17 protein-coding genes and 1 riboswitch are annotated in these 20283 nt (G+C 68.1%); all 17 genes read right to left on the bottom strand.

The features are described 5' to 3' along the window. Window positions 1-74: 74 nt before the first annotated feature. A complete protein-coding gene (locus ABE488_RS09540) occupies window positions 75-737 on the bottom strand; it encodes an ankyrin repeat domain-containing protein (protein ID WP_346448074.1) in 663 nt (220 codons plus the stop codon). A gap of 123 nt (window positions 738-860) precedes the next feature. Then, on the bottom strand, window positions 861-2429 hold the full coding sequence (locus ABE488_RS09535; RefSeq protein WP_346448072.1) for an Mbeg1-like protein: 1569 nt from the start codon (window positions 2427-2429) through the stop codon (window positions 861-863). 88 nt (window positions 2430-2517) lie between these two features. Further along, entirely contained in the window at window positions 2518-3336 is an 819-nt protein-coding gene (locus ABE488_RS09530; RefSeq protein ID WP_346443644.1) for a MetQ/NlpA family ABC transporter substrate-binding protein, read from the bottom strand. An 81-nt stretch (window positions 3337-3417) separates the two neighbouring features. Further along, complete coding sequence (locus ABE488_RS09525) at window positions 3418-4095, bottom strand: methionine ABC transporter permease (RefSeq protein ID WP_346443645.1); 678 nt, start codon at window positions 4093-4095, stop codon at window positions 3418-3420. Beyond that, the gene (locus tag ABE488_RS09520; protein WP_346448070.1) at window positions 4092-5099 is read right to left on the bottom strand and encodes a methionine ABC transporter ATP-binding protein; all 1008 of its coding nucleotides are present in this window, start codon (window positions 5097-5099) and stop codon (window positions 4092-4094) included. Before ABE488_RS09520 ends, ABE488_RS09525 begins: the two co-directional genes overlap by 4 nt. An 81-nt stretch (window positions 5100-5180) precedes the next feature. Then, window positions 5181-5639 carry a manganese-binding transcriptional regulator MntR gene (gene mntR / locus ABE488_RS09515; protein ID WP_346443648.1) on the bottom strand — a complete coding sequence of 153 codons (459 nt, stop codon included), beginning with the start codon at window positions 5637-5639 and terminating at the stop codon, window positions 5181-5183. A gap of 64 nt (window positions 5640-5703) precedes the next feature. Further along, window positions 5704-6108 carry an acyl-CoA thioesterase gene (locus tag ABE488_RS09510; RefSeq protein ID WP_346443649.1) on the bottom strand — a complete coding sequence of 135 codons (405 nt, stop codon included), beginning with the start codon at window positions 6106-6108 and terminating at the stop codon, window positions 5704-5706. A gap of 407 nt (window positions 6109-6515) precedes the next feature. Next, window positions 6516-6944 (bottom strand): GNAT family N-acetyltransferase, encoded by a 429-nt coding sequence (locus tag ABE488_RS09505; RefSeq protein WP_346448069.1) that lies wholly within the window; start codon window positions 6942-6944, stop codon window positions 6516-6518. A gap of 6 nt (window positions 6945-6950) precedes the next feature. Further along, a complete protein-coding gene (locus ABE488_RS09500) occupies window positions 6951-7280 on the bottom strand; it encodes a thioredoxin family protein (protein ID WP_346448067.1) in 330 nt (109 codons plus the stop codon). Next, window positions 7252-7734 (bottom strand): flavodoxin, encoded by a 483-nt coding sequence (locus ABE488_RS09495; RefSeq protein ID WP_346448065.1) that lies wholly within the window; start codon window positions 7732-7734, stop codon window positions 7252-7254. Before ABE488_RS09495 ends, ABE488_RS09500 begins: the two co-directional genes overlap by 29 nt. 71 nt (window positions 7735-7805) lie before the next feature. Continuing rightward, window positions 7806-8477, bottom strand: a complete 672-nt coding sequence (locus tag ABE488_RS09490) for a hypothetical protein (RefSeq protein WP_346448063.1) — start codon at window positions 8475-8477, stop codon at window positions 7806-7808. 46 nt (window positions 8478-8523) lie between these two features. Further along, the gene (locus ABE488_RS09485; RefSeq protein WP_346448062.1) at window positions 8524-9294 is read right to left on the bottom strand and encodes an ImmA/IrrE family metallo-endopeptidase; all 771 of its coding nucleotides are present in this window, start codon (window positions 9292-9294) and stop codon (window positions 8524-8526) included. Between the two features lie 117 nt (window positions 9295-9411). Further along, entirely contained in the window at window positions 9412-10461 is a 1050-nt protein-coding gene (locus ABE488_RS09480) for a ribonucleotide-diphosphate reductase subunit beta (RefSeq protein ID WP_337243376.1), read from the bottom strand. A 147-nt stretch (window positions 10462-10608) separates the two neighbouring features. Next, the gene (locus tag ABE488_RS09475) at window positions 10609-13098 is read right to left on the bottom strand and encodes a ribonucleoside-diphosphate reductase subunit alpha (protein WP_346448060.1); all 2490 of its coding nucleotides are present in this window, start codon (window positions 13096-13098) and stop codon (window positions 10609-10611) included. Window positions 13099-13280: 182 nt separating this feature from the next. Beyond that, a riboswitch (cobalamin riboswitch) is annotated at window positions 13281-13484 on the bottom strand. Window positions 13485-13622: 138 nt separating this feature from the next. Continuing rightward, a complete protein-coding gene (locus ABE488_RS09470) occupies window positions 13623-14639 on the bottom strand; it encodes a LysR substrate-binding domain-containing protein (RefSeq protein WP_346448058.1) in 1017 nt (338 codons plus the stop codon). 141 nt (window positions 14640-14780) lie between these two features. Further along, entirely contained in the window at window positions 14781-17390 is a 2610-nt protein-coding gene (locus ABE488_RS09465) for a M14 family zinc carboxypeptidase (RefSeq protein WP_346448056.1), read from the bottom strand. Between the two features lie 115 nt (window positions 17391-17505). Beyond that, window positions 17506-20151 carry a TonB-dependent receptor gene (locus tag ABE488_RS09460; protein WP_346448055.1) on the bottom strand — a complete coding sequence of 882 codons (2646 nt, stop codon included), beginning with the start codon at window positions 20149-20151 and terminating at the stop codon, window positions 17506-17508. Between the last annotated feature and the right edge of the window lie 132 nt (window positions 20152-20283).

The following is a 20283-nucleotide window of genomic DNA, read 5'->3' as shown; positions in this document are numbered from 1 at the left end:
CTAGGCTGCGGCCCCGAAAGGGGATCGAGGTCACGGTTCGCGCCCCTGCAAGCACGATACCGGCGCCCCTGCGCTCAGTCGGCGTCGGTGACGTTCTTCTCCAGCGGCACGCCGTGGGCCTTGAGCCAGGCGACGATCTCGCGCCGCTCGTCGCGCGCGCGGGCGCTGAGGAGATTGGCCGGGAACGAGAAGTACTCGACCTGGAAGCTGTCGCCGCGCGAATTGCGCGCCTCCGGGTCGGCACCCGAGCGCAGCAGCGCGAGGATCGCCGCGCCGCCGTTGGTGCGCGCCGCGACGTGCAGCGGCACGTCGCCGTTGCGGTCGGCGATGTCCGGATCGGCGCCGGCCTCGAGCAGCACCTCGGCCTGGCCGGCCTCGGGCGAGAGCAGCGCCTGCACCAGCGGCGTCGCGCCGGTGTGCGGGTTGCGTGCGTCCTTGTCGCCGCCGTGGGCGAGCACGCTGCGCAGGATCGCCGGGTTGCCGGAGAACGCGGCCGCGTGCACCGGTGTCTCGCCGCGCGCGTCGACGCGGTCGGGATCCGCGCCACCCTCGAGCAATGCCTCCACGCTCGCGGCGCGGCGCTGGCGGATCGCCTCCATCAGCAGGGTCTCGCCCTGGCTGCCGGGCGTGTCGGCAGGCACCTGCTGGAGTTGGCGACGGACCTCGGCGGCGTCGTCGCGGCGGACCGCATCGGCCAGCGAGGCAGTCGACGGGCTGTTGAAGGCGTCGTTGCTCATGGAAGGCGGGGCGCACCCGACGGCGCCGAGGAGGACGGTGGCGGACAGCATGACGCGGAAATGGGGCATGCGGGGCATTCCAACCTCCCAACACGGCCTGGCACAAGCGCCGGCACGCCGGGCTCAGCGCCCGAACAGGCTGCCGACGAGGTTGGTCGCCCCCTGCGCCACCCAGCCCACGCCGTCGACGACCGTCTCGGCTGCCTGACCGGCGACGTCGGTGGCGAACTCGGCCACATCGCCGGCGCCGTCGATCGCCCCCGACAGCACGTCGCCCGCCCAGCCGCCGACGCTGTCCTTCACCTGGCCGGCGAGCTGGTCGGCATAGCCGTCGACGGTGTCGCCGATCGAGTTCAGCACGCCCTCGGCCAGGTCCCCGACCAGGCGCGCGCCGCCGAGCACGTAGTCGCCATTGGCGAACTCGTTGGCGACGACCGCGTCGACGTCGGTGGCGAAGTCATGCACGTTGCGCGCGTAGTCGTCCTTGGCCGCGTCGGGCAGCAGGTTCTGCAGGTCGCGGCCGAGCGAGGACGGGTTCTCGTAGCCCGCCTGCCACGGCTGGTGCTCGATCATGCCGGCGGTCAGCGCGTTGGGGCTGTGGCTGATGGCGGCATAGGCCACATTGCCGACGAGGTTCGCGCCGCCGGTGACCAGACCTGTAACCGGATTGAACGGCAGCAACGGCGTGTGCCGTGCGATCTCCACACCGGTGTTGAGCGTTTCGCTCAGGCCCGGCGAGAAGCCCTCGGTCGGACCGTAGTTCGTGAACATCTGGTGCTCGTCGGCGCTGGCCGGCTTCACGACGATCTGCGTGCCGAGCGCGTCGGGCGCGAGCAGGCCGGTCGCCCAGCTGTCCTGCGCATTGGTCAGCGCGTCGCTCGACAGCGAGTAGGCGCGGATCTGGCCACCCTCGGCGGTATCGCGTGCGGCCTGCGGGTCGATGCCAATGCGGTCGAGGGTGTTGGGGTGGATGCCGGACGCGTCGAAGGTCACCGCCGGCACGCCGCTGGCCAGCGCGCCGACGCTGGCCAGGCCGCCGCCCTGCGAGTGGCCGGTGATCGCCAGGTTGGACGGCTCGGCGCGGTCGTCGCCGAAGACGCGTGCGAACTCGCGCGCGGTGTTGACCGCAGTCACGCCGAACTTGTCGCCGTCGCGGGTCTCGTAGCCCAAGCCCTGGCGGAAGTTGTTGTCCCAGTCGGCGCCGCCCTCGGCGGTGCCGCGGTAGGACAGCACGTAGTTGCCTTGGCCGTCGGTATAGACCTCGGCGCGGAATTCCTGGTCGTTGGTCGGCACGCTGTCGTTCGCGCCCAGGTACTGCAGCCGCCAGGCCTGCGGGTCGGCCACGCCCAGGTCCTGCAGCTGTTGGTCGGTGACCTCGTTCCAGCCGGCCGGCGGCGCGCCGCGGGTGCCGTAGACGGCCGTCGCCAGCTGCGACAGCGTGACGTCGAACGGCTGCGCCTGGGTACCGCTGGCGACCTCGCCCAGCGTGCTGCCGGCGGGGATCGCGTAGGGCCCGTTGGGCGGGGCGCCGGCACCGGCCGCGGGCGCCTGGACCTGCGGGTGGTACGTCGGATCGGGGCGATAGGACCCGGAGGGCACCGGGGCCGGGGCGCCGCCGGCCGGCGCCTCGCGCGGCGGCGGAGGCGGCATCGGGGAGAGGCCACGCACACCGTCTGCGACCATCATCGTCATCGCCGCGCTCCTGCGGATCGTAGGCCTCGACCCTAGCGCGGCGGCGCGATGCAGCGCATCTGGGGCGTACCCCAGATGCCGGCCGCGTTCAGAACGCCGGGAGCACGGCCTCTTGGTAGCGCTGCGCGATGAACGCACGGACCTGTTCGCCGGTCAGCGCGTCGATGAGCTTGCGCACGCGCGGATCCTCGCGCTTGTCCGGCAGGCCGACCAGGAAGTTCACGTACGGCGAGTCCTTGCCTTCGATCGCCAGCGCGTCGCGCGCCGGGTTGAGGCCGGCATCGAGCGCGTAGTTGGTGTTGATCAGCGCCAGGTCCACCTGGTCGAGCACGCGCGGCAGCATCGCCGCGTCCAGCTCGCGGAACTTGAGCTGCCGGGGATTGGCGGTGATGTTGCGCAGCGTGGCCAGCGCATTGGTCGGGTCGTCGAGCGTGATCACGCCGGCATGGTGCAGCAGGATCAGCGCGCGGCTGTTGTTGCTCGGATCGTTGGGGATCACCACCTCGGCGCCCGCGGGCACCGCGTCGAGGCTGTCGTAGCGCCGCGAGTACGCGCCGAAGGGCTCGATGTGGATGCCGGCCAGGGTCACCAGTTCGGTGCCGCGGTCGCGGTTGTAGGCGTCGAGATAGGGCTCGGTCTGGAAATAGTTGACGTCGATCTGGCCCTGTACGACCTGGTCGTTGGGTTGGACGTAGTCATTGAACACGCGCACCTGCAGGTCCACGCCCTGCTCGGCGAGCAGCGGCTTGACCACCTCGAGGATCTCGGCGTGCGGGACCGCGGTCGCGGCGACGGTCAGCCGCTCGCGGCCCGCGGCGGCGCCGTTGTCGGCACTGCCGCACGCGGCGAGGCCGGCCAGCAGCAGGACGGCGGTGGCGAGGCGGGGCAGCAGAGGGGACATGGGCATTCCGGCGCGACGTGGGCCGCCCAGTATCGGGCGGCGCGCGTGCGGATCGAGTCCACGCGTGGAAATCAGTGTGCGACGCGATCAGCGGCGACTGAAGCGCGCCACCAGCCGGTCGCCGAGCATCTGCAGCAATTGCACCATGATCAGCAGCGCGACCACGGTCACCACCGCCACATCGGTGCGCGAGCGCAGGTAGCCGTCGCGGTAGGCGAGGTCGCCCAGGCCGCCCGATCCGATCGCGCCGCCCATCGCGGTGAAGCCGATCAGCGCGATCGTGGTCACCGTGGCGCCGGCGATCAGCCCCGGCAGGGCCTCGGGCAGCAGCACCCGCAGCACCAGTTGCCGGGTCGTGGCGCCCATCGCCAGGCTGGCCTCGATGACCCCGCGCTCGACCTCGCGCAGCGCGGTCTCGACCAGGCGCGCGTAGAACGGCGCCGCGCCGACCACCAGTGGCAGGATCGCGCCGCGCACGCCCAGCGACGTGCCCATCGCTTTGAGCGTGATCGGGATCAGCACGATCATCAGGATGATGAAGGGCACCGAGCGCAGCAGGTTCACCACCAGCGCCAGGCCGCCGTAGAGCATGGGGCGCGCATGCAACTGGCGCGGGCCGGTGAGGAACAGCACCACGCCCAGCGGCAGGCCGATCAGCAGCGTCAGCGGCAGCGAGCCGGCGAGCATCAGCAAGGTGTCGATCGTCGCCTGGCCGATTTCGGCCCACTTGGCGGCATCGACGTTGGGCAGCAACGGGGTGCTCATCGCGGCAGTTCCTCCACGTGCACGCCGGCCTGCGCGAACCGGCGCAGCGCCTCGTCGGCCTGGGCGCCGGTCACCGCCAGCGTCAGCTGGCCGTAGGGCAGGCGCTTGATGCGGTCGATGCGCCCGGCCAGGATCGTGTAGTCGATGCCGGTCTCGCGCGCGACGCGGCCCAGCAGCGGCTGCCAGGTCTCCTCGCCGGTGAACGTGAGCCGGAGCAGGCGCCCGTCGACGTGTGCGATGTCCTCCTGCAGCGCGCCCTCGTCGATCGCTTCGGATTCGGCAACGAACCGGCGCGTGGTCGGGTGTTGCGGATGCAGGAACACCTCGGTGACCGGGCCGCTCTCGACCAGATGCCCGGCATCGAGCACTGCGACACGGTCGCAGACCCGACGCACGACATCCATCTCATGGGTGATCAGCACGATCGTCAGGCCCAGCTCGCGATTGATGCCGTCGAGCAGTTGCAGCACTGAGGCGGTGGTCTGCGGGTCGAGCGCGCTGGTCGCCTCGTCGCACAGCAGGATCTTGGGTTCGGTCGCCAGCGCGCGCGCCACGCCGACGCGCTGTTTCTGCCCGCCCGACAACTGCGCGGGGTACTTGTCGCGGTGCGCCTCCAGGCCGACGCGCACCAGCAGGTCCTGTGCACGGACGCGCGCCTGCGCCTTCGACACGCCGGCCAGGCGCAGCGGGAAGGCGATGTTGTCGAGCACGGTCCGGGCCGAGAGCAGATTGAAGTGCTGGAAGATCATGCCCACGCGCCGGCGCAGGCGCCGCAGGCCGTCGCCGTCGAGTGTGCCCAGCGCCTGGCCGTCGACGGTCAGCGTGCCGCCGCTGGGCGTTTCCAGCCCGTTGATCAGCCGCAGCAGCGTCGACTTGCCGGCGCCCGAATGTCCGACGATGCCGAACACCTCGCCGGCCTGGATCGTGAGATCGAGCGGATGCAGCGCGACGACCTCGCGCCCGTGCACCGGGTAGGACTTGTGGATGCCTTCGAAACGGATCACGTGCTGCGCTGCGCAAGAACCGGCGTGCAGGCTAGCAGGCCGGGGCCGTCACTGCGATGCGACATGCGGTGCCGGACGCGCTCAGCCGGCCTGGGCCTGCGTGAACGCGGCGAAGATCGCCAGGGTTTCCGGGCTGACGTGGTGCTCGATGCCCTCCGCGTCCCGCCGGGCGATGGCCTCGGGCACGCCCAGCGCCAGCAAGAATGCCTCGACCACCCGGTGCCGCTCGCGGCTGGCCGCGGCCAGCGCCTCGCCGGCCTCGGTCAGGAACACGCCGCGGTACGGCCGCTGGACGACCAGGCCGTCGCGGACGAGCCGCTGCAGCATGCGCGCGACCGTGGGCTGCGCCACGCCCATCCGGGCGGCGATATCGACCTGGCGCGCTTCGCCGGCATCGGCGATGAGGTCCGAGATCAGCTCGACGTAGTCCTCGGCCAGCTCCATGCGGTGCGCGTTGCGGACCTGGCGGAAGCTCTCGGCCTGGACGTCGGCTTCGAGCAGGGGGGCGGCCGGGCGGTCGCCGCGCGGGGATCGGGCCATACGACGGGGCTCACGGACAATCTCGGCGCCCATTGTCGCCAATCGGCGCCTCCGGTGCCTGCGCTCAGCCGTTGCCGGGCAGCGCGCGGACCTGGGCCGGCCGGCCGCGCGAATCGAGCGCGATCATCACAAAGCGCCCGCGCGTGCACAGCTCGCGCTCGCCGCTGAGCAGGTCCTCGGCGATCACTTCGACCTCGACCTGCATCGAGGTGCGCCCGACCTCGACCACCCGCGCGATGGTCTCCACCAGCTGCCCCTGGCGGATCGGCAGCTTGAAGTCGACCTGCTCGGAGCGCGCCGTGACCACGGTCAGGCGCGCGTAGCGCGAGGCGGCGATGAACGCGGCCTTGTCCATCCATGCCAGTGCCTGGCCGCCGAACAGCGTGCCCAGGTGGTTGGTGTGGTCGGGAAAGACGATCTCCAGCATCCGGGCTTCGGTGGAGGGGGCTGATGTGACGGCGGTGGGCATGAGGGCGTCCAATAGGAGGGAATGTGTTCGTCCGGCCCGGCAAGCCGAGGGGCGGGGCCGCACGCCTGAAAAGGGGCGACAGCGTGACGCGCAAACGCTGAATGGGGAATGCCGACAGGGCGGCGTGCAATGCCGTGCAGCGTACCTCCCGCTGAGAACCGCGCGGTGTGTGTCGCAAGCCGATGTCCCTGAAGAGACCGAGCCGCTCGAGGAAATCCAGATCTACGCGCTCGACGACCTCAGAATTCCTCGCGAGGAGGTCGTCGGTGGCGGCTGATCGCGGCAGAGCGCAGTGGATGGGTCGCGCGATGTGAGCGGCCGATACTGAGGCTGGTTAGGATCTTGCGTGATCGTTGCCGATGCGCTCCGCCGGACACCGGCCGCAGAAGGGCCGACAAACACACGACTCACGGCGGCGACTCGACCGGAAGAAGCGACTTGCGCAGAAAGTGTCGCGAGTGCCCAGGCGGAAAATCGTCCAGGGTGCCGAAGCAGTCATAGCCGTGGCGCCGATAGAACGCGAGCGCCTGCCAGTCGAAGGTGTCGAGGAACGCCCCGTGGGCGCCCTGGGCGCGCGCGGCGTCCTCGGCGTGTTGGAGCAGGCGTGTGCCCAGGCCGCGGTGACGCACCGTTTCGTCGATCCACAGCACGTGGATCGACAGCCAGCCCAGATAGAGGTCCGCAGACAGGCCGCCGATCAACACGCCCTCGTCCTCGATCACCCACTGCAGCGGCACGATCTCCAGCGCCGGCACGGTGGCGCGATTGAACGCGAACAGGCGGGCCGCGATCCACTTCGCTTCATCGTGCGAGGCGACGCGGATCGCCGACGCCACGGGGCGTCAGCCCAGATGCTGGCTGGCGGCCTGGGCGATCTGGCCCGGCGCCTGGAACCCAGGCAGGCGCGCGGCTTCCTCGCCGTCGCGGAACAGTGCCAGCGTCGGCGTCTGCCGCAGGCCCAGGCCCCGGAAGAAGTCTTCGCCGACAATCTCCAGCTTCACCTTCAGCAGGACCAGGCCGTTCGCGGCGTCGGTCGCGGCGAACTTCGCCAGCGACATGTCGAGCATCTTGCAGCCCGGGCAGTCGTCCTTGTAGTAGTCCACGAGCAGGCGCGGATGCGCGATTAGGGCCGCGGCGTAGTCGTCAGGCGTGGAGGCGTGCAGGGTCTGCATGGGACGGGGTCTCGTGACGGCCGACTATGGTATCGGTCCAGCGTTCGATCTTCAGCACGTCGCGCTCGCCGTGTGGCATCTGTTCGATTTCCAGCCGCGGATAGGGACTGGCGAAGAACGTGGCGATGCGATGCACCGCGCCGCAGTAATACTCCGCGCCCCACTGCGTCTCGCCAGTGCCGAACACCGCGACGCGTTCGGGCTTGCCGACCGCGTCGACCAGATCGGCGATGAAGCGCTTCATCTCGCTCGGCGTGCGGCCGGCGTTGTCGGTCCAGGCGCCAAGCACATACAGATCGTGCGCGGCGCCATCGGGGCAGACCGACGCGAGGGTCTGGATGTCGGTCTCGATCCAGGTCACCTCATGTCCCAGCGCCTCGCACCGCGCCCTCACCATCCGGGCGACGTCGCGGGTATTGCCGCTGAGCGAGCAGTAGGCGAGGAGGATGCGCAAGACGTCAGACTCAGGTTTTATACGATCTTTAGGCGCGAAATTGTCTTCAAACGAAATGGGTGCCAGCTCGCTTACGCGCCCAGTTCCCATCTCGCTCGAATCTCTTCGCAAGCAGCGGCGACATCAGACATGTTTTTTTTGAAGGACTTGGGCGCGCAGGTCACGGTTTGGGTTGACACATCGACTACGTAGCACTTTCTGTGATCTGCAGTTACGGAGTTGAGCTCATCCGTCAGATAAACGCGCAACGTCGTGGAAACATACTTCGCGGCATTCTCGTTGAGGGGCGTGCTCTTGGGGAAATGAAGCTTCACCGCACCGACAACATCCTTGGTCATCGCATCCTTGAAAAGAACGTCAGGTCGTACCGAGACAGACACGCCTTCGATCTGCATTTCTGCAGACGTGCTGTTGTCTAACGGAACTACCTCTAGATCTGCAAGTTCAATCTGGTCTGCTACTTCTAGAAAGCTCTCGATGGCATCCGCCGACGCAATGCGGTCTTGACGCGCGAACTCAGTTCCGCTGCTGTCCGACCTAAGAGCCTTTGCTCTCATAACTAGCTTGTTGTCATCGGTCTTTCCAGAGGCTAGGAAGTCGACAATTACCTCTCTGGCGTCCATGTAACGCGCTGTAATAAAAGGCCTTGGGTCCTTCTGGTCGTGCACGATCCGTCTGCGCCGCGCAGGGCTCGCGGTCAGGTACTCGCCAAGCTTGTTCAGACTGATCTTCGGAGAGGTCATCTTTCCTGGCCTTTCGAAATTGTCCTTACCGCGCGCCGGAGGGCAATCATTCGATAACGAGCTTCAACTCTTCCAGTCGAATAGCCATCGCTTCGGCGCTGACTCCGAAGGATTCCGACAATGAAACGAAGTGGCGGCCGTTGTAATACGCCGTGCTAGCCAGTTTTCTAGAAACGTGGCGGAGAGTCGGGAAACTCTTCAGGACTTCGTAGATTGGCTTGCTCAGCAAAGCAAATGCGGTCTGCTCATCGAGGGTAAACGGTCCCAAGAAGCGAGACTTGAACTCTTCGGCAAGGAGCTTTTTTGGCAGCAGGAAGTACGTCGCGAACTTGTCTGCTTCAAGTTCGGTGCGATCACGTGACCGCCGAACTCCGTCGAGCGGCTGATCTCGATGGCGCCCTGTTTGATCGGGATGAAGAACTGCGTGTCCGATTTCATGAGCCGCCGTAAAGCGCATAACTCTGGGCTCAGCGTCCGTTGCGACTTGGATCGATCGAGTAGATTGATCAATCAGGCCTGCAACCGAAACTCGACGGCGACCGTTAACCATCCAGCCAAGGCTAGGATGCAGGGTGAAGTCGAAGCCGAGCAGTTCGGCGGCAAGCTGCGGGTCTAGGACATCTATGGGGTGGACGTTCTGGCTCAGCCCGAGATCTCTTCTCTTCTTCCAAATCGCGCGTTGCAACTCTTTCGCCTGTGCCTCAATCGACTCGAAGCTATGGGTCTTCCTTGCAAAGATTGATTCTTCATCCGAACTCACGAATCGATACGGATTTTGATAATTCGCCGCCTCCCAGCACTGCTCAAGCTCTTCCATGTGAGCGTACGGGTTCTCCAGTCGCATGCGACTAGACGAGATGCGTGGATCCAATCGCTTGCTCATGGTGTCCCCCCGTACTTAAAAGTGGAATGACAAATGTGCTGGTGGTCCCGATTAGAGGTCGTCGAATCCGTTGTCCGAATTCGTCTTCTTGTACGACGCGTTGCGCATCTCGAAGAAGTCGGTCTTGGTCTCGGTGAAGTTGTCGGCGTAGGCCTTGATCCACGGCATGACGTTGTCGGTGGTCTCGGTGTAGAGCTTCTCGATGCCGAGCATGCCGGCCATCTTGTTGGCGCGGTACTTCACATAGCGGATCATCTCGTCGACGTCGATGCCGTCGATGCCATCGAGCACCTCGCCGGTCCACTGGGTCTCCAGCTCGATCGCGTGGGCGAAGGCCTTGTGCACGTAATCGGTGAGTTCGTTGGTCTGCAGCTCGGGGTTCTCGCCGACGATGGCGCGGATCACCTCGCTGATGAACTTGGTGTGCGCCAGTTCGTCGCGGTTGATGAAGCTGATGATCTTGCCGGTGCCGGTCATCCGGTTCTGGCGGACCAGGTTGTAGAAGTACGCGAAGCCCGAGTAGAAGTTGATGCCTTCGAGGATCGAGGACTGGATCAGCGAGCGCAGCAGCGTCTCGGCGGTCTTCTCGCGCATGAAGTCGTCGTAGGACTCCATGATCGGCGCGTTGCGCTTCTGGATCGTGGGATGCGTACGCGCGATCTCGAACACACGGTTCTGGTTCGACAGGTCGGTGATCGAGGCCAGCACGTAGCTGTAGCTCTCGTTGTGGATCACTTCCTGCTGACCGATGATCGCGGCGTTGGCATGCGCGGCCGGGTCGGTGATGTATTCGGCGACGTTGTAGATGAAGCGCGTCTGCGGCGAGTCGAGCGTGGCCAGCAGGCCGATGATCGAATCGTAGGCGTTCTTCTCGCGCGCCGAGAGCTCGCCGTACTGCTTGGCGTCGCCCTTCATGTCGACCTCGTCCGGGATCCAGAAGTTGGTCGAGAGCTCCTTGTAGGCGCGGTAGAACGACGGATACGGAATGTCGTTCCAGTTCAGGATGCCGGACGTGCGCCCGTTGATGATGCCGGTCGAGCGGTTGGGGTGGCGCGGCTCGAGGATCTTGATGCGGTCGAGCGGCGTAGAAGTCGTGGCCATGATTGCGTTTCTCGTATTGCGTGTCGCGTGCGATCGGCAGAACCGGGGTCAGAGTGCATTTTTCCGTTGCACTCTCGAACCGGGGTCAGTGGATGAAAAATGCACTCTGACCCCGGTTTTAATCTGTAAGTCAGCGCGAATGCGCTGTCAGCTCGAACACCACTCGCATTCGGCGATGTCGATGTCGTTGGAGCGGACGTAGTACGTGGTCTTGATGCCCTCGCGCCAGGCGGTCATGTGGAGGTCGAGCAGGGTGCTGGCGCGGATGGTGCTGGGCACGTACAGGTTGAAGCTGATCGCCTGGTCGACGTGACGCTGGCGGCGTGCGTTCTGGCGCACCGACGCGAACTGGTCGACCTTGTAGGCGCCCTTTTCGTAGAACGGCCAGGTCTCGAGCGACAGCCCGGGGGCGGCGACCGGACGCCGGTAGTCCTTCTTCTCCTCGTAGTAGAACGCCGAGTAGATCGGGTCGATCGACGCGGTGGAGCCTGCGATCTGCGCGGTCGACATGTTCGGCGCGACCGCCATCAGCCAGCCGTTGCGCATGCCGTTGACGCCGACCTTGGCGGCCAGTTCCAGCCACGCGGGCGAGTTGTAGTCGCGGTCGCGGAAGTAGGCGCCGGTGTGCCAGTCGCTGCCGGCGAACACCGAGTAGGCGCCCTTTTCCTTGGCTAGCTCCATGCTCGCCTGCACGGTCAGGAAGTTGATGCGCTCATACAGCGTGTCGCTGAAGTCCTCGGCCTCGGGCGTGTTCCAGTGGATGCCCTTCTGCGCCAGCAGGTGATGCCAGCCGAACGTGCCCAGGCCGATCGCGCGGTACTTCTGGTTGGTGATCGTGGCCTGCGGGACGGGCAACTGGTTGAGGTCGATGACGTTGTCGAGCATCCGCACCTGGATCGGGATCAGGCGCTCGAGCACGTCGGTGATCAGGTCGCCCTGGCCCTCCTGCGGCACGATCGCCCGGCCCAGGTTCACCGACGACAGGTTGCACACGACGAAGTCGCCGGCCTGCTTGGTGGTGACGATCTGATTGCCGGAGATGATCTCCTGCATCATCTTCGTCGGGCTCATGTTCTGCAGGATCTCGGTGCACAGGTTCGACGAATAGACACGGCCGACGTGCTTGTTCGGGTTCTTCCGGTTCACTTCGTCGCGGTAGAACATGAACGGGTTGCCGGTCTCGAGCTGCGACACCATGATCCGCTTGAAGATCTCGATCGCCTTGACGGTCTTGCGCGAGATGCGCTCGTCCGCGACGACTTCCTCGTAGCGCTTGCGGAAGCTGCCGTTCGGGTCGCCCTTCTTCTCGTCGAAGAAGTCCTGCAGGTAGAAGCCCTTGACGCGATGGACCTCGTGCGGGTCGAACAGATACCAATCGCCGCGGCGCTCGACCGCTTCCATGAACAGGTCGGGGATGCAGATCGAGGTGAACACGTCGTGCGCACGCAGGCGCTGGTCGCCATTGTTCAGGCGCAGATCGAGGAAGTTCTCGATGTCGCGGTGCCACACATCCAGGTACACCGCGACCGCGCCCTTGCGCTGGCCGAGCTGGTCGACCGACACGGCGGTGTTGTTGAGCTGCTTGATCCACGGCACCACGCCGCCCGAGGAATTGGGTACGCCGCGGATCGACGAACCCGACGAGCGCACATAGCCCATGTACGCGCCCACGCCGCCGCCGCCCTTGGAGACGCGAGCGATGTCGGTGTTGGAGTCGTAGATGCCCTGCAGCGAATCGTCGACGGTGTCGATGAAGCACGACGACAGCTGGCCGCCGACCTTGCCGGCGTTCTGCAGCGTCGGGGTCGCGACGGTCATGTACAGGTTCGACAGCGCCCAGTAGGCCTCGCCGACGAGCTGCATGCGGCGCTCGCGACCGCCGCGGGTCTCGTTCTGCATCAGATACAGCGCGATGGTGAGCCAGCGCTCCTGCGGCAGCTCGAACACGGCGCGCGAGGTGTCGGTGGCCAGATACCGCGTGGCCAGCAGGTACAGGCCGTTGTAGGCGAACAGCTTGTCGCGCTCGGGCTCGATCATGCGTCCGGCTTCCTGCAGCTCTTCCTTGGAATAGGCGCGCAGGATGTCGTTGGAATAGATGTTGCGGTCGGCCAACGACTCCTGCAGGCCGACGTAGGAGCCGTACTTCTGCTCGGCGTCGTAGAAGCGGTTGCGGCTGGCGCGCTTGTACAGGCGGTGCAGGTACAGGCGGGCGGCGAAGAACTCCCATTCGGGCGCGGTGACATCGACCCGGGCCTCGGCCTCGCGGATTAGGTGGTCGACCAGGTCGTCGGCGTTGACCGCGTCCTTGCGCTCGACGAAGCCGAACACGCTGCGCTTGTAGTCGGCGATATCGAGTTGCGGGAACTCGCCGTGGACGCGGTCGATGCTGCGCTCCAGGCGCGCGCGGTCGTACGGGATCCGGCGGTTGCCGGCTTCCTTGGTGATCCAGGTGGAGACGTCGGTGTCGACGTCGGAATTTTCAGCAATTGCGGTTTGCATGGCGGCGCTCGGGGGCGGCGGCACCACGTCGTCGGCGTCGACGGCGGACGGCGCCACAGGGGTGGAGGAAGCGATCGGGGTCGGGGGCGCGTCTGCGGGCGTCGAAGGGGCGGTCGAGACGGTGTCGTGGCTGGTCATGCGTCCTCTCTCTTGGTGTCCAGTGCATTCGCGCACGCCCCGGCCCGCCCGCGTCGGGTCCGGTGGCTGCGGACGGCTCGTGTGGGGCGAGTGCGCCGCGAGACGGCGACGGCGGGTGCCGTCGGGTTCCGCGCCGCGGACCCACCCCTGTGCGGAGCGTCCACAGCGGTCACCGCGCGTCGTGCTTTCGCGCGGCTGTCGGCACGGTACGGACTCATGGGTGAAGGCAGGCCTTCGGTCCCACTGCACCGGATCACTCCGGTGGCGGCGGGGACGTTCCCAATTACCGCTGCGGGGGCAGCACCGGACTGGCGTGGGGCGTCACCGGCTTCCCGTTTTTCATCCACAGGCTTTGTGGCTGCGGAACCGACGTGGCCCAAGATAGTGGGGTGGTCGGACAGCGTCAACGCTAAATGTGGGGCGGGCGCCCGGATCCGCGTCAGGCCGGGAATCGTGCGGCCTCAGCCGCCGGCCGGGCACGGGGCGATGCAGATCCGGCTGCGCCAGGCAACCCCGGAAGAGGCCTATTCAGCCACGGCGACCGCGGTCCGCGCCGCCAGGGCCGTGGCGGTCGCACGCGACCAGCGCGGCCAGTCGGGGGCCGGAATCGGCAGCGGCTGGTCGTGGTCGAGCAGCCGGCGCAGGTCCACCGCGGCGTAATGCGGCGCCAGCGCCTGGACCAGCGCGAAGCCGAAATCGCGCAGCACCCGGTCGCGGCGCAGCAGCGCCCAGGTGATGCATTCGGGCAGCAGGCCGTCCTCGACCGGCGGCGCGACCAGGCCGTCGTCGAGGTCGGCGCCCATTTCGTCGACGATGCCCACGCCCAGCCCGGCGTGGACATAGGTCCGGATCAGTGCACCGTCGCGTGCGGTCACCGCGAGGTCGGCTCGCAGGTCGGCGGCCGCGAACGCGCGCTGCAGCGACGAGGCGGGCTGCCGGCTCGATTCGTAGCTCACCAGCGGCACGCCGGCCAGGTCGCGCAGCCCGATCGGACGCGCCAATGCGGTCAGCGGATGGCCGGCCGGCAGCAGGACCCGTCGGCCCCAGCGGTAGAGCGGAATCGCCACCAGGCCCGGTGGCGGAGCGCCGGTGCCGCTGAGGATCGCCAGGTCGGCATGGTGTTCGGCCAGCAGCCGCAGCGACTCGACATCGCCTCCGGGCACCACATGCACCGCGACGTCGGGCCAGTCGCGCTTGAGCGCCTGCAGCGCCGGCGGCAGCGCATGACGGGCCTGGGTGTGGGTGGTGGCGATGCGCAGCAGGCCCTGGGCCTCGCGCCGCAGGTTGTCGGCCAGCGCCTGGATGTTGCCGGCCTCGGCGAGTAGGCGGCGGGCGTGCGCAAGCACCTGCCGGCCTTCGTCGGTCAACGCGGCGAGGGCGCGCTGACGGCGGGTGAACAGCAAAAAGCCCAGCGCGTTCTCCAGTTGCGCGAGCTGCTTGGACAGTCCCGACTGGGTCGCGTGCAGGCGGCGGGCGGCCAGGGTGATGTTGTGGCCGCATTCGACGATGGCGACGAAGCTGCGCAGTTGGGTGAGGGTCATGGCCAGGCCCGTGCCGACGGCGGGAATGTTGTCGCAACGCATGGTCGCCCACGGGCGCGACCGGCATGTCCCGCGGGCGACAACACTGTGTGCCGCGATCCGGCGACGCCGCCCGTCTACGCCGTGATCATCGAAGGCGGCTCAGCGACGCGCGGCTGGCACCAAATGCTCCGACAGCAAGAGTGCGTTGAGCAGCAGCCGCTCGGTGCCGTGCCAGTACTTGCGATGCGCCGGGTCGTCGGCGAACAGCACCACATTCCCGCGCCCGGTTGCGGCAATGACCGCCCACGGCGCGCCGCCGAGCCTGGCGCGGTTGCGCGTGGAGACGTAGCCGTTGACCAGCGGCGCATCGTCGATGCGCACGACCGTCGAGAAGCGGTCGCGCGCTGGCGGCAGCACCACCGCGGTTTCCTTGTTGACGAAGAGGGCGCGGCGCGGCACGCCGAATGCCAGCGGATGGCTGATGTCGGCATCGGCCGAGACCAGGTTGCCGGAGATGCGGTCTTCGGCCAGCAGGTCGCGACGCTGGCCGAAGTCCGCGCGGTCGGTGTCGTCCTCGTCGGGCGCCGGGGCCTGGCCCAGGCCGTCGACGAGCTTGCGATCGATGGCCCACTGCGAGGCGCTGCCGAAGGTCACCAGCGAACCGCCGGCGCGGACCCAGTCGCGCAGCGCCTCGACCGTCGCCTCGCTCCAGTCCTCGTAGTGGCCACCGGCCAGCACGAGGCTGGTGTACTCGCGCAACGGTGCGCGCGCGAGCTGGGTCGGGTCGAGCCGGGTCGCCGGCCAGCGCAACTGCTCGCTCAGCGCGAACCAGGTCGAACCGATCTCGGTCGCGTTGACGCCCTGGCCCATGATCAGCGCGATCGCGGGCTTGCGCAGCGGACGCACGCTGTCGCTGCCCAGGTCGATGCCGGCCACGCTCTGTCCGGTCGACAGCGCATGCGCGCGCACCCCGGCTTCGCGCGTGGCCGCATCGACCGCCGCATGCAGGGCCTCGGCCGCCAGCGCCTGTCCGGCGACCGGTACGACCAGGGTGCCGTAGGAGAACGCGGTCTCGCCGTCCGCGGTGCGCGCGGTGAACGGCTGGAATGCGCTGCGCACGCGGATGTCCTGTGCCAGCAGCGCGGCGAGCGCGCGCGGTGCGGCCTGGTCGCGCCAGTCGATCGCGTAGGCGTAGCGGGCTTGGCCGCCGATGATGCCGGCCTCGACCGACGGCAACGCCTGCACACGCGCGCCCAGCGCTGGCGCGCGACGCGCGCGTGCGAACGCGATGCCGTAGGCGTGTGCGATCGCGTACGAGGTGCTGCCGTAGACGCTCTCCTTCACCTCGGGCGTGGTCTCGAAGATCGAATGCACCAGCCGGAACTGCGGCTGTGCCGACGGTACGACGTAGGCGCTGCCGGGCGAGAACGTAGTGCCGTCGATCGTCGTCTCGCGCGCCAGCGCATGGACCTCGATGCGGTGGAGCAGCAGCAGGTCGAGCAGGCGCCGGGTCAGCGACGGGTCGTGCGCGTCGCCGAATACGAACGCGGCGGCATCGTGGCGGCGACCCTGGGTGAGCGCCGAGCGGAAGAAGTCCTTCTGCAGTGCCAGCAAGCCGGCTTTCTCGGCGACTGCGCCGCGGAGCGTCGCCAGCCCGGTCGCGACCTGATTGCGGATCGTGAAGCGGAATTCCAGCGGGCCGCCGGCGGTGTCCTGTACCAGGCCGCGCGAACTGCCCTGCTCGACGGTGACGCCGACTCCGCCGTGGAAGTCGGGATAGGTCGAGCCGTAGACCGGCGAAAAGTTGTCGAAGTTTTCCTTCGTGTAGTACAGCGAGCCGAGCGCGTCGAGGCCTTGGGCGTGGTAGCGCGCCAGCGTGACGTTGAAATCGTAGGAGGCCTGCGGCAGCAGCGGGCTGTGCATGCTCGCCGGCGACGGTTCGAAGTAGTACGTGCTGCCCGCGCCCATTTCGTGGAAGTCGATCTGCACGTTCGGTGTCCACTGGTGGAACAGTTCGATCTTGGGCCGGGTTTCACGCTGGGTGACCGCGAGCCAGTCGCGGTTGAGGTCGGTGAAGTAGTGGTTGGTGCGGCCCATCGGGAACGGCTCGACGTGCTCCTTGTCCAGCGGGTCGGCGACCGGCGGGTTCGACTTCCACGCGTTGTGCCAGTTCGCCGCGCGGTCGCGGCCGTCGGGGTTCTGCGCGGGGTCGATCAGCACGACCGCCTCGTCGAGCCAGCGCGCGGTCTCGGCGCCGCGGTGCGCGGCCAGGTAGTAGGCGGTCAGCAACGCGGCCTCGCCGCTCGAAGTCTCGTTGCCGTGCACGCTGTAGTACAGCCCGACGACGACCGGCAATTGCGTGGGCACGGCCGCAGCGGGATCGCGCTGGGTGGCGTGCGCGGCGCGCAGCGCCTCGAGCCGGCCGTGGTTGGCGGCCGAGGTGACGATGGCGGCGACCAGCGGGCGCTCCTCGTAGCTGCGCCCGATCTGCTGCAGTGTGATCCGGTCGGACACGCGCGCCAGTTCGCGGAAGTAGTCGACGATGCGGTCGTGGCGCGTGTAGTGGGTTCCCAGCCGATAGCCGAGGAACTGCTCGGGCGTGGGCACCTCGGGGTCGAAATCCGCGGCCTGGGCCTGCGGGAAGTAGTAGTCGCTCTGCGCGACCGCGACCAGCGGCAGCAGCGCGAGCAAGGCCAGCAGCATCCGTATCGGCGCACGACGCAAGAGGCGTCCGCGCTCGGAGGCGCGATGGAGGGGGGCGTCGGGCATGGGGCGTATCCGGTATGGGGCGGCGCCCGCGCAAACACATGCGTGCGCGTCGTCGCGGGAGCGCCGCTGAGGGCGCGGGAATCGGGGGTGGGGAGATCGGAATGCGGGGGGCCGGTCAGAACCGGTAATCGAACCCCACCTGGAAGTAGCGCCCGCGCAGGTCGTACTGGCTGAAGTCGTAGGGCGCGCGGATGCCGGGGAAGGACGCGTCGTGCGGCGGCGTCTCATCGCTGATGTTCTCGACCTTGGCGTAGAGCGTCAGCCGCTCGATGCCCGACCAGGCGAAGTAGAGGTCGAACTGGTCGTAGGCGTCCACCCGTGCCTGCGCGGCGCGCGCGGCGACGCTGGCCTTCTGGTCGTAGCCACCGGTGCGGTACCAGGTCAGGCCGGTGTCGAAGTCGCCGATCTTCCAGTCCAGGGTCGTCGTCGCCTTGTTGCGCGGCAGCGACGGGCCGAGGTTGCTGCCGGCGTAGTCGACCAGTGGGCCGCCGACCGTTTGCGGGCGCTTGTACTCGAGCACGTGGGTGAACACGCTCGACAGGCCGAAGGTGCCCGCGTTGGCGGTGCGCCAGCGCTGGCGCAGTTCGGCGTCCAGGCCCGAGGTCTGCAGTTCGCTGAGATTCTGGTAGCGGTTGTAGACGGCGATCAGCTTGCCGCGCGCATCGCGCACGACGTCGGCCGGATCGTTGGTCTGCACGATCGTCGTGGTGTTGCCGGTGCCCACGAGGTTGTCGAGCTCCACCCGGTACCAGTCCAGGCTCAGGCTGGTGTCGGCCAGCGGCGAGACGACGACGCCCAGGTTGTAGCTGCGCGTGCGCTCGGGATCGAGATCGGTGTTGCCGACAGTGAAGAACGTCGGGGTCTGGCGCGAATCGGCGACGTCGGGATCGTAGGGGTCGACGACCGAGCCGTAGGCGATGCTGGTGGAGGCCGAGTTCTCCGACAGCGACGGCGCGCGGAAGCCGCGCGAGGCCGAGGCGCGCACCAGCAGCGCCTCGAGCGGCTGCCAGCGCAGGCCGGCCTTGGGCGAAAACGCGCTGCCGAAATCGCTGTAGCGGTCGCCGCGGCCGGCCAGTTGCAGTTCCAGCGTCGGGGTCACCGGCACGTTGATCTCGGCGTAGAGCGCGGCGACGTCGCGCGCGCCATCGACGGCGGCGATCGCCGGGCGCACCTGCAGGCCGGCGTCGATCTGCCACGGGTTGCGCGAGACCAGCGACTCGTGGCGCCACTCGGCACCGGCCGCGAAGCCCACGGTGCCGGCAGGCAGTTCGAACAGACTGCCCGAGACTTTGACATCGACGCCGGTCAGGCGCGAGTCGGCCGGGCGCAGCGTGCTGAGCGCGATCGCGTCGAGCACCGCCTGCGGCGTCGTCGACGGGGCATGCAGGTTCAGGCTGCCGTCGGCGAGCGCCTGCGCCAGCGTCCAGCGGTTGGCGAAGCCGCCGGCGACGGTCTCCTCCTCCTTGCTGCGCGCCGAGAAGGCCGCGGCCTCCCAGTCCCAGGTCTCCGAGAGCTGGCCGCGCACGCCGCCGAGCACGCGGTAGGCGGTCGAGCGGTTGGTCTTGAGCGACTGGCCCAGGTCGAAGAACGTGTACTCGATCGGCGTGGCGACGCCGTACGGGTTGTAGGGGCTGCCGGCCGGCAGCAGGTTGGACACCGGCTCGGCCAACCCGGTCTGGGCGTTGAGCGAGAAACGCCCGCCCTCGAGCGTGAAGTACGGGCTGGAACCGAACAGGGACGCGCCGCGGATGCGGCTCACCACCAGTTCGCCGAATGCCTCGGTGGTCTCGCCCAGGCGCAACGTCGCGTTGACGTAGCCCTGGTAGCGCTCGGTCGCGGGAATCAGCGTGGTGTAGGGCGCCAGGTTGATGGCGCAGGTGTCGCCGGCGAGCCCGTCGATCGGCGCGCTCGCGGTCAGCACCATGCCCTGCGGGCAGTGGCCCGCGGCGTCGAGCAGCGGCACCGAGGCGCCGTTGACGAGGAAGCGGGCGCCCTTGGCCGACCAGCCGTTCCAGCGGCCGCCGGGCTTGTCGGTGTAGATGCCCGAGCGGGTGAGCGCGCGCTGGTCCTGGTCAAGCCGGTCGCGATCATAGGCCTCCAGGCTGAAGAGCAGGTTGTAGCCGTCGGTCGCAAGGTCGCCGAAGCCGCCGACCAGCCGCGCGCGCTGGGTGTCCAGCCCGCCCGCATCGGAGGTGCCCAGGCTGCCGCCCACGTCCAGGCCCTGGAAGTTCTGGCGGGTGATGATGTTGACCACGCCGGCGACCGCGTCGGAGCCGTACACCGCCGACGCGCCGTCCTTGAGCACCTCGATGCGTTCGACCGCGACCAGCGGCAGCGCGTTGAGATTGACGAAGGTGTCCGACAGCCCGCCGGCCGGGAAGCCGTAGTTGGCCAGGCGGCGGCCGTTGAGCAGCACCAGCGTGTTCTTCTGCGACAGGCCGCGCAGGCCGATGCCGGCCGAGCCCGAGGCCCAGCCGCTGTTGCTGGTCTCGTTGGCGGCGTTGCCGGTGTTGGCCGAGATCGAGCGCAGCACGTCGGCGACGGTGACCTTGCCCGAGGTCTCCAGTTGCTGCCGGTCGATGACCTGCACCGGGTTCGCCGTCTCGGCGTCCGCACGGCGGATGTGGGAGCCGGTCACGGTCACCGTGCCCAGCGTGCGCGCTCCTGCGTCTGCATGACCGTCCGCGTCCTGTGCGGCGGCGAGAGGGGGGAGGGACAGCGCCGCCAGGAGGGCGGTCGCAAGGCGCGTGGGGCTGGACATCTGCTGCACTGCAATATGGAGGGGCAGGCAGTGGGCCATGCGCGTGAACCGGACAGAAATGGTGATCCGGACTGGCGATATGGCGTTTTGGACTATCCAGGCACGGCGCGATGCCCATCCGCAGGTCGCAGG

This window comes from Luteimonas sp. TWI662 (assembly GCF_039673825.1).
GTDB lineage: Bacteria > Pseudomonadota > Gammaproteobacteria > Xanthomonadales > Xanthomonadaceae > Luteimonas.
The sequence above is the reverse complement of the archived record's forward strand: the minus strand, read 5'-3'. Positions and strand labels throughout refer to the sequence as shown.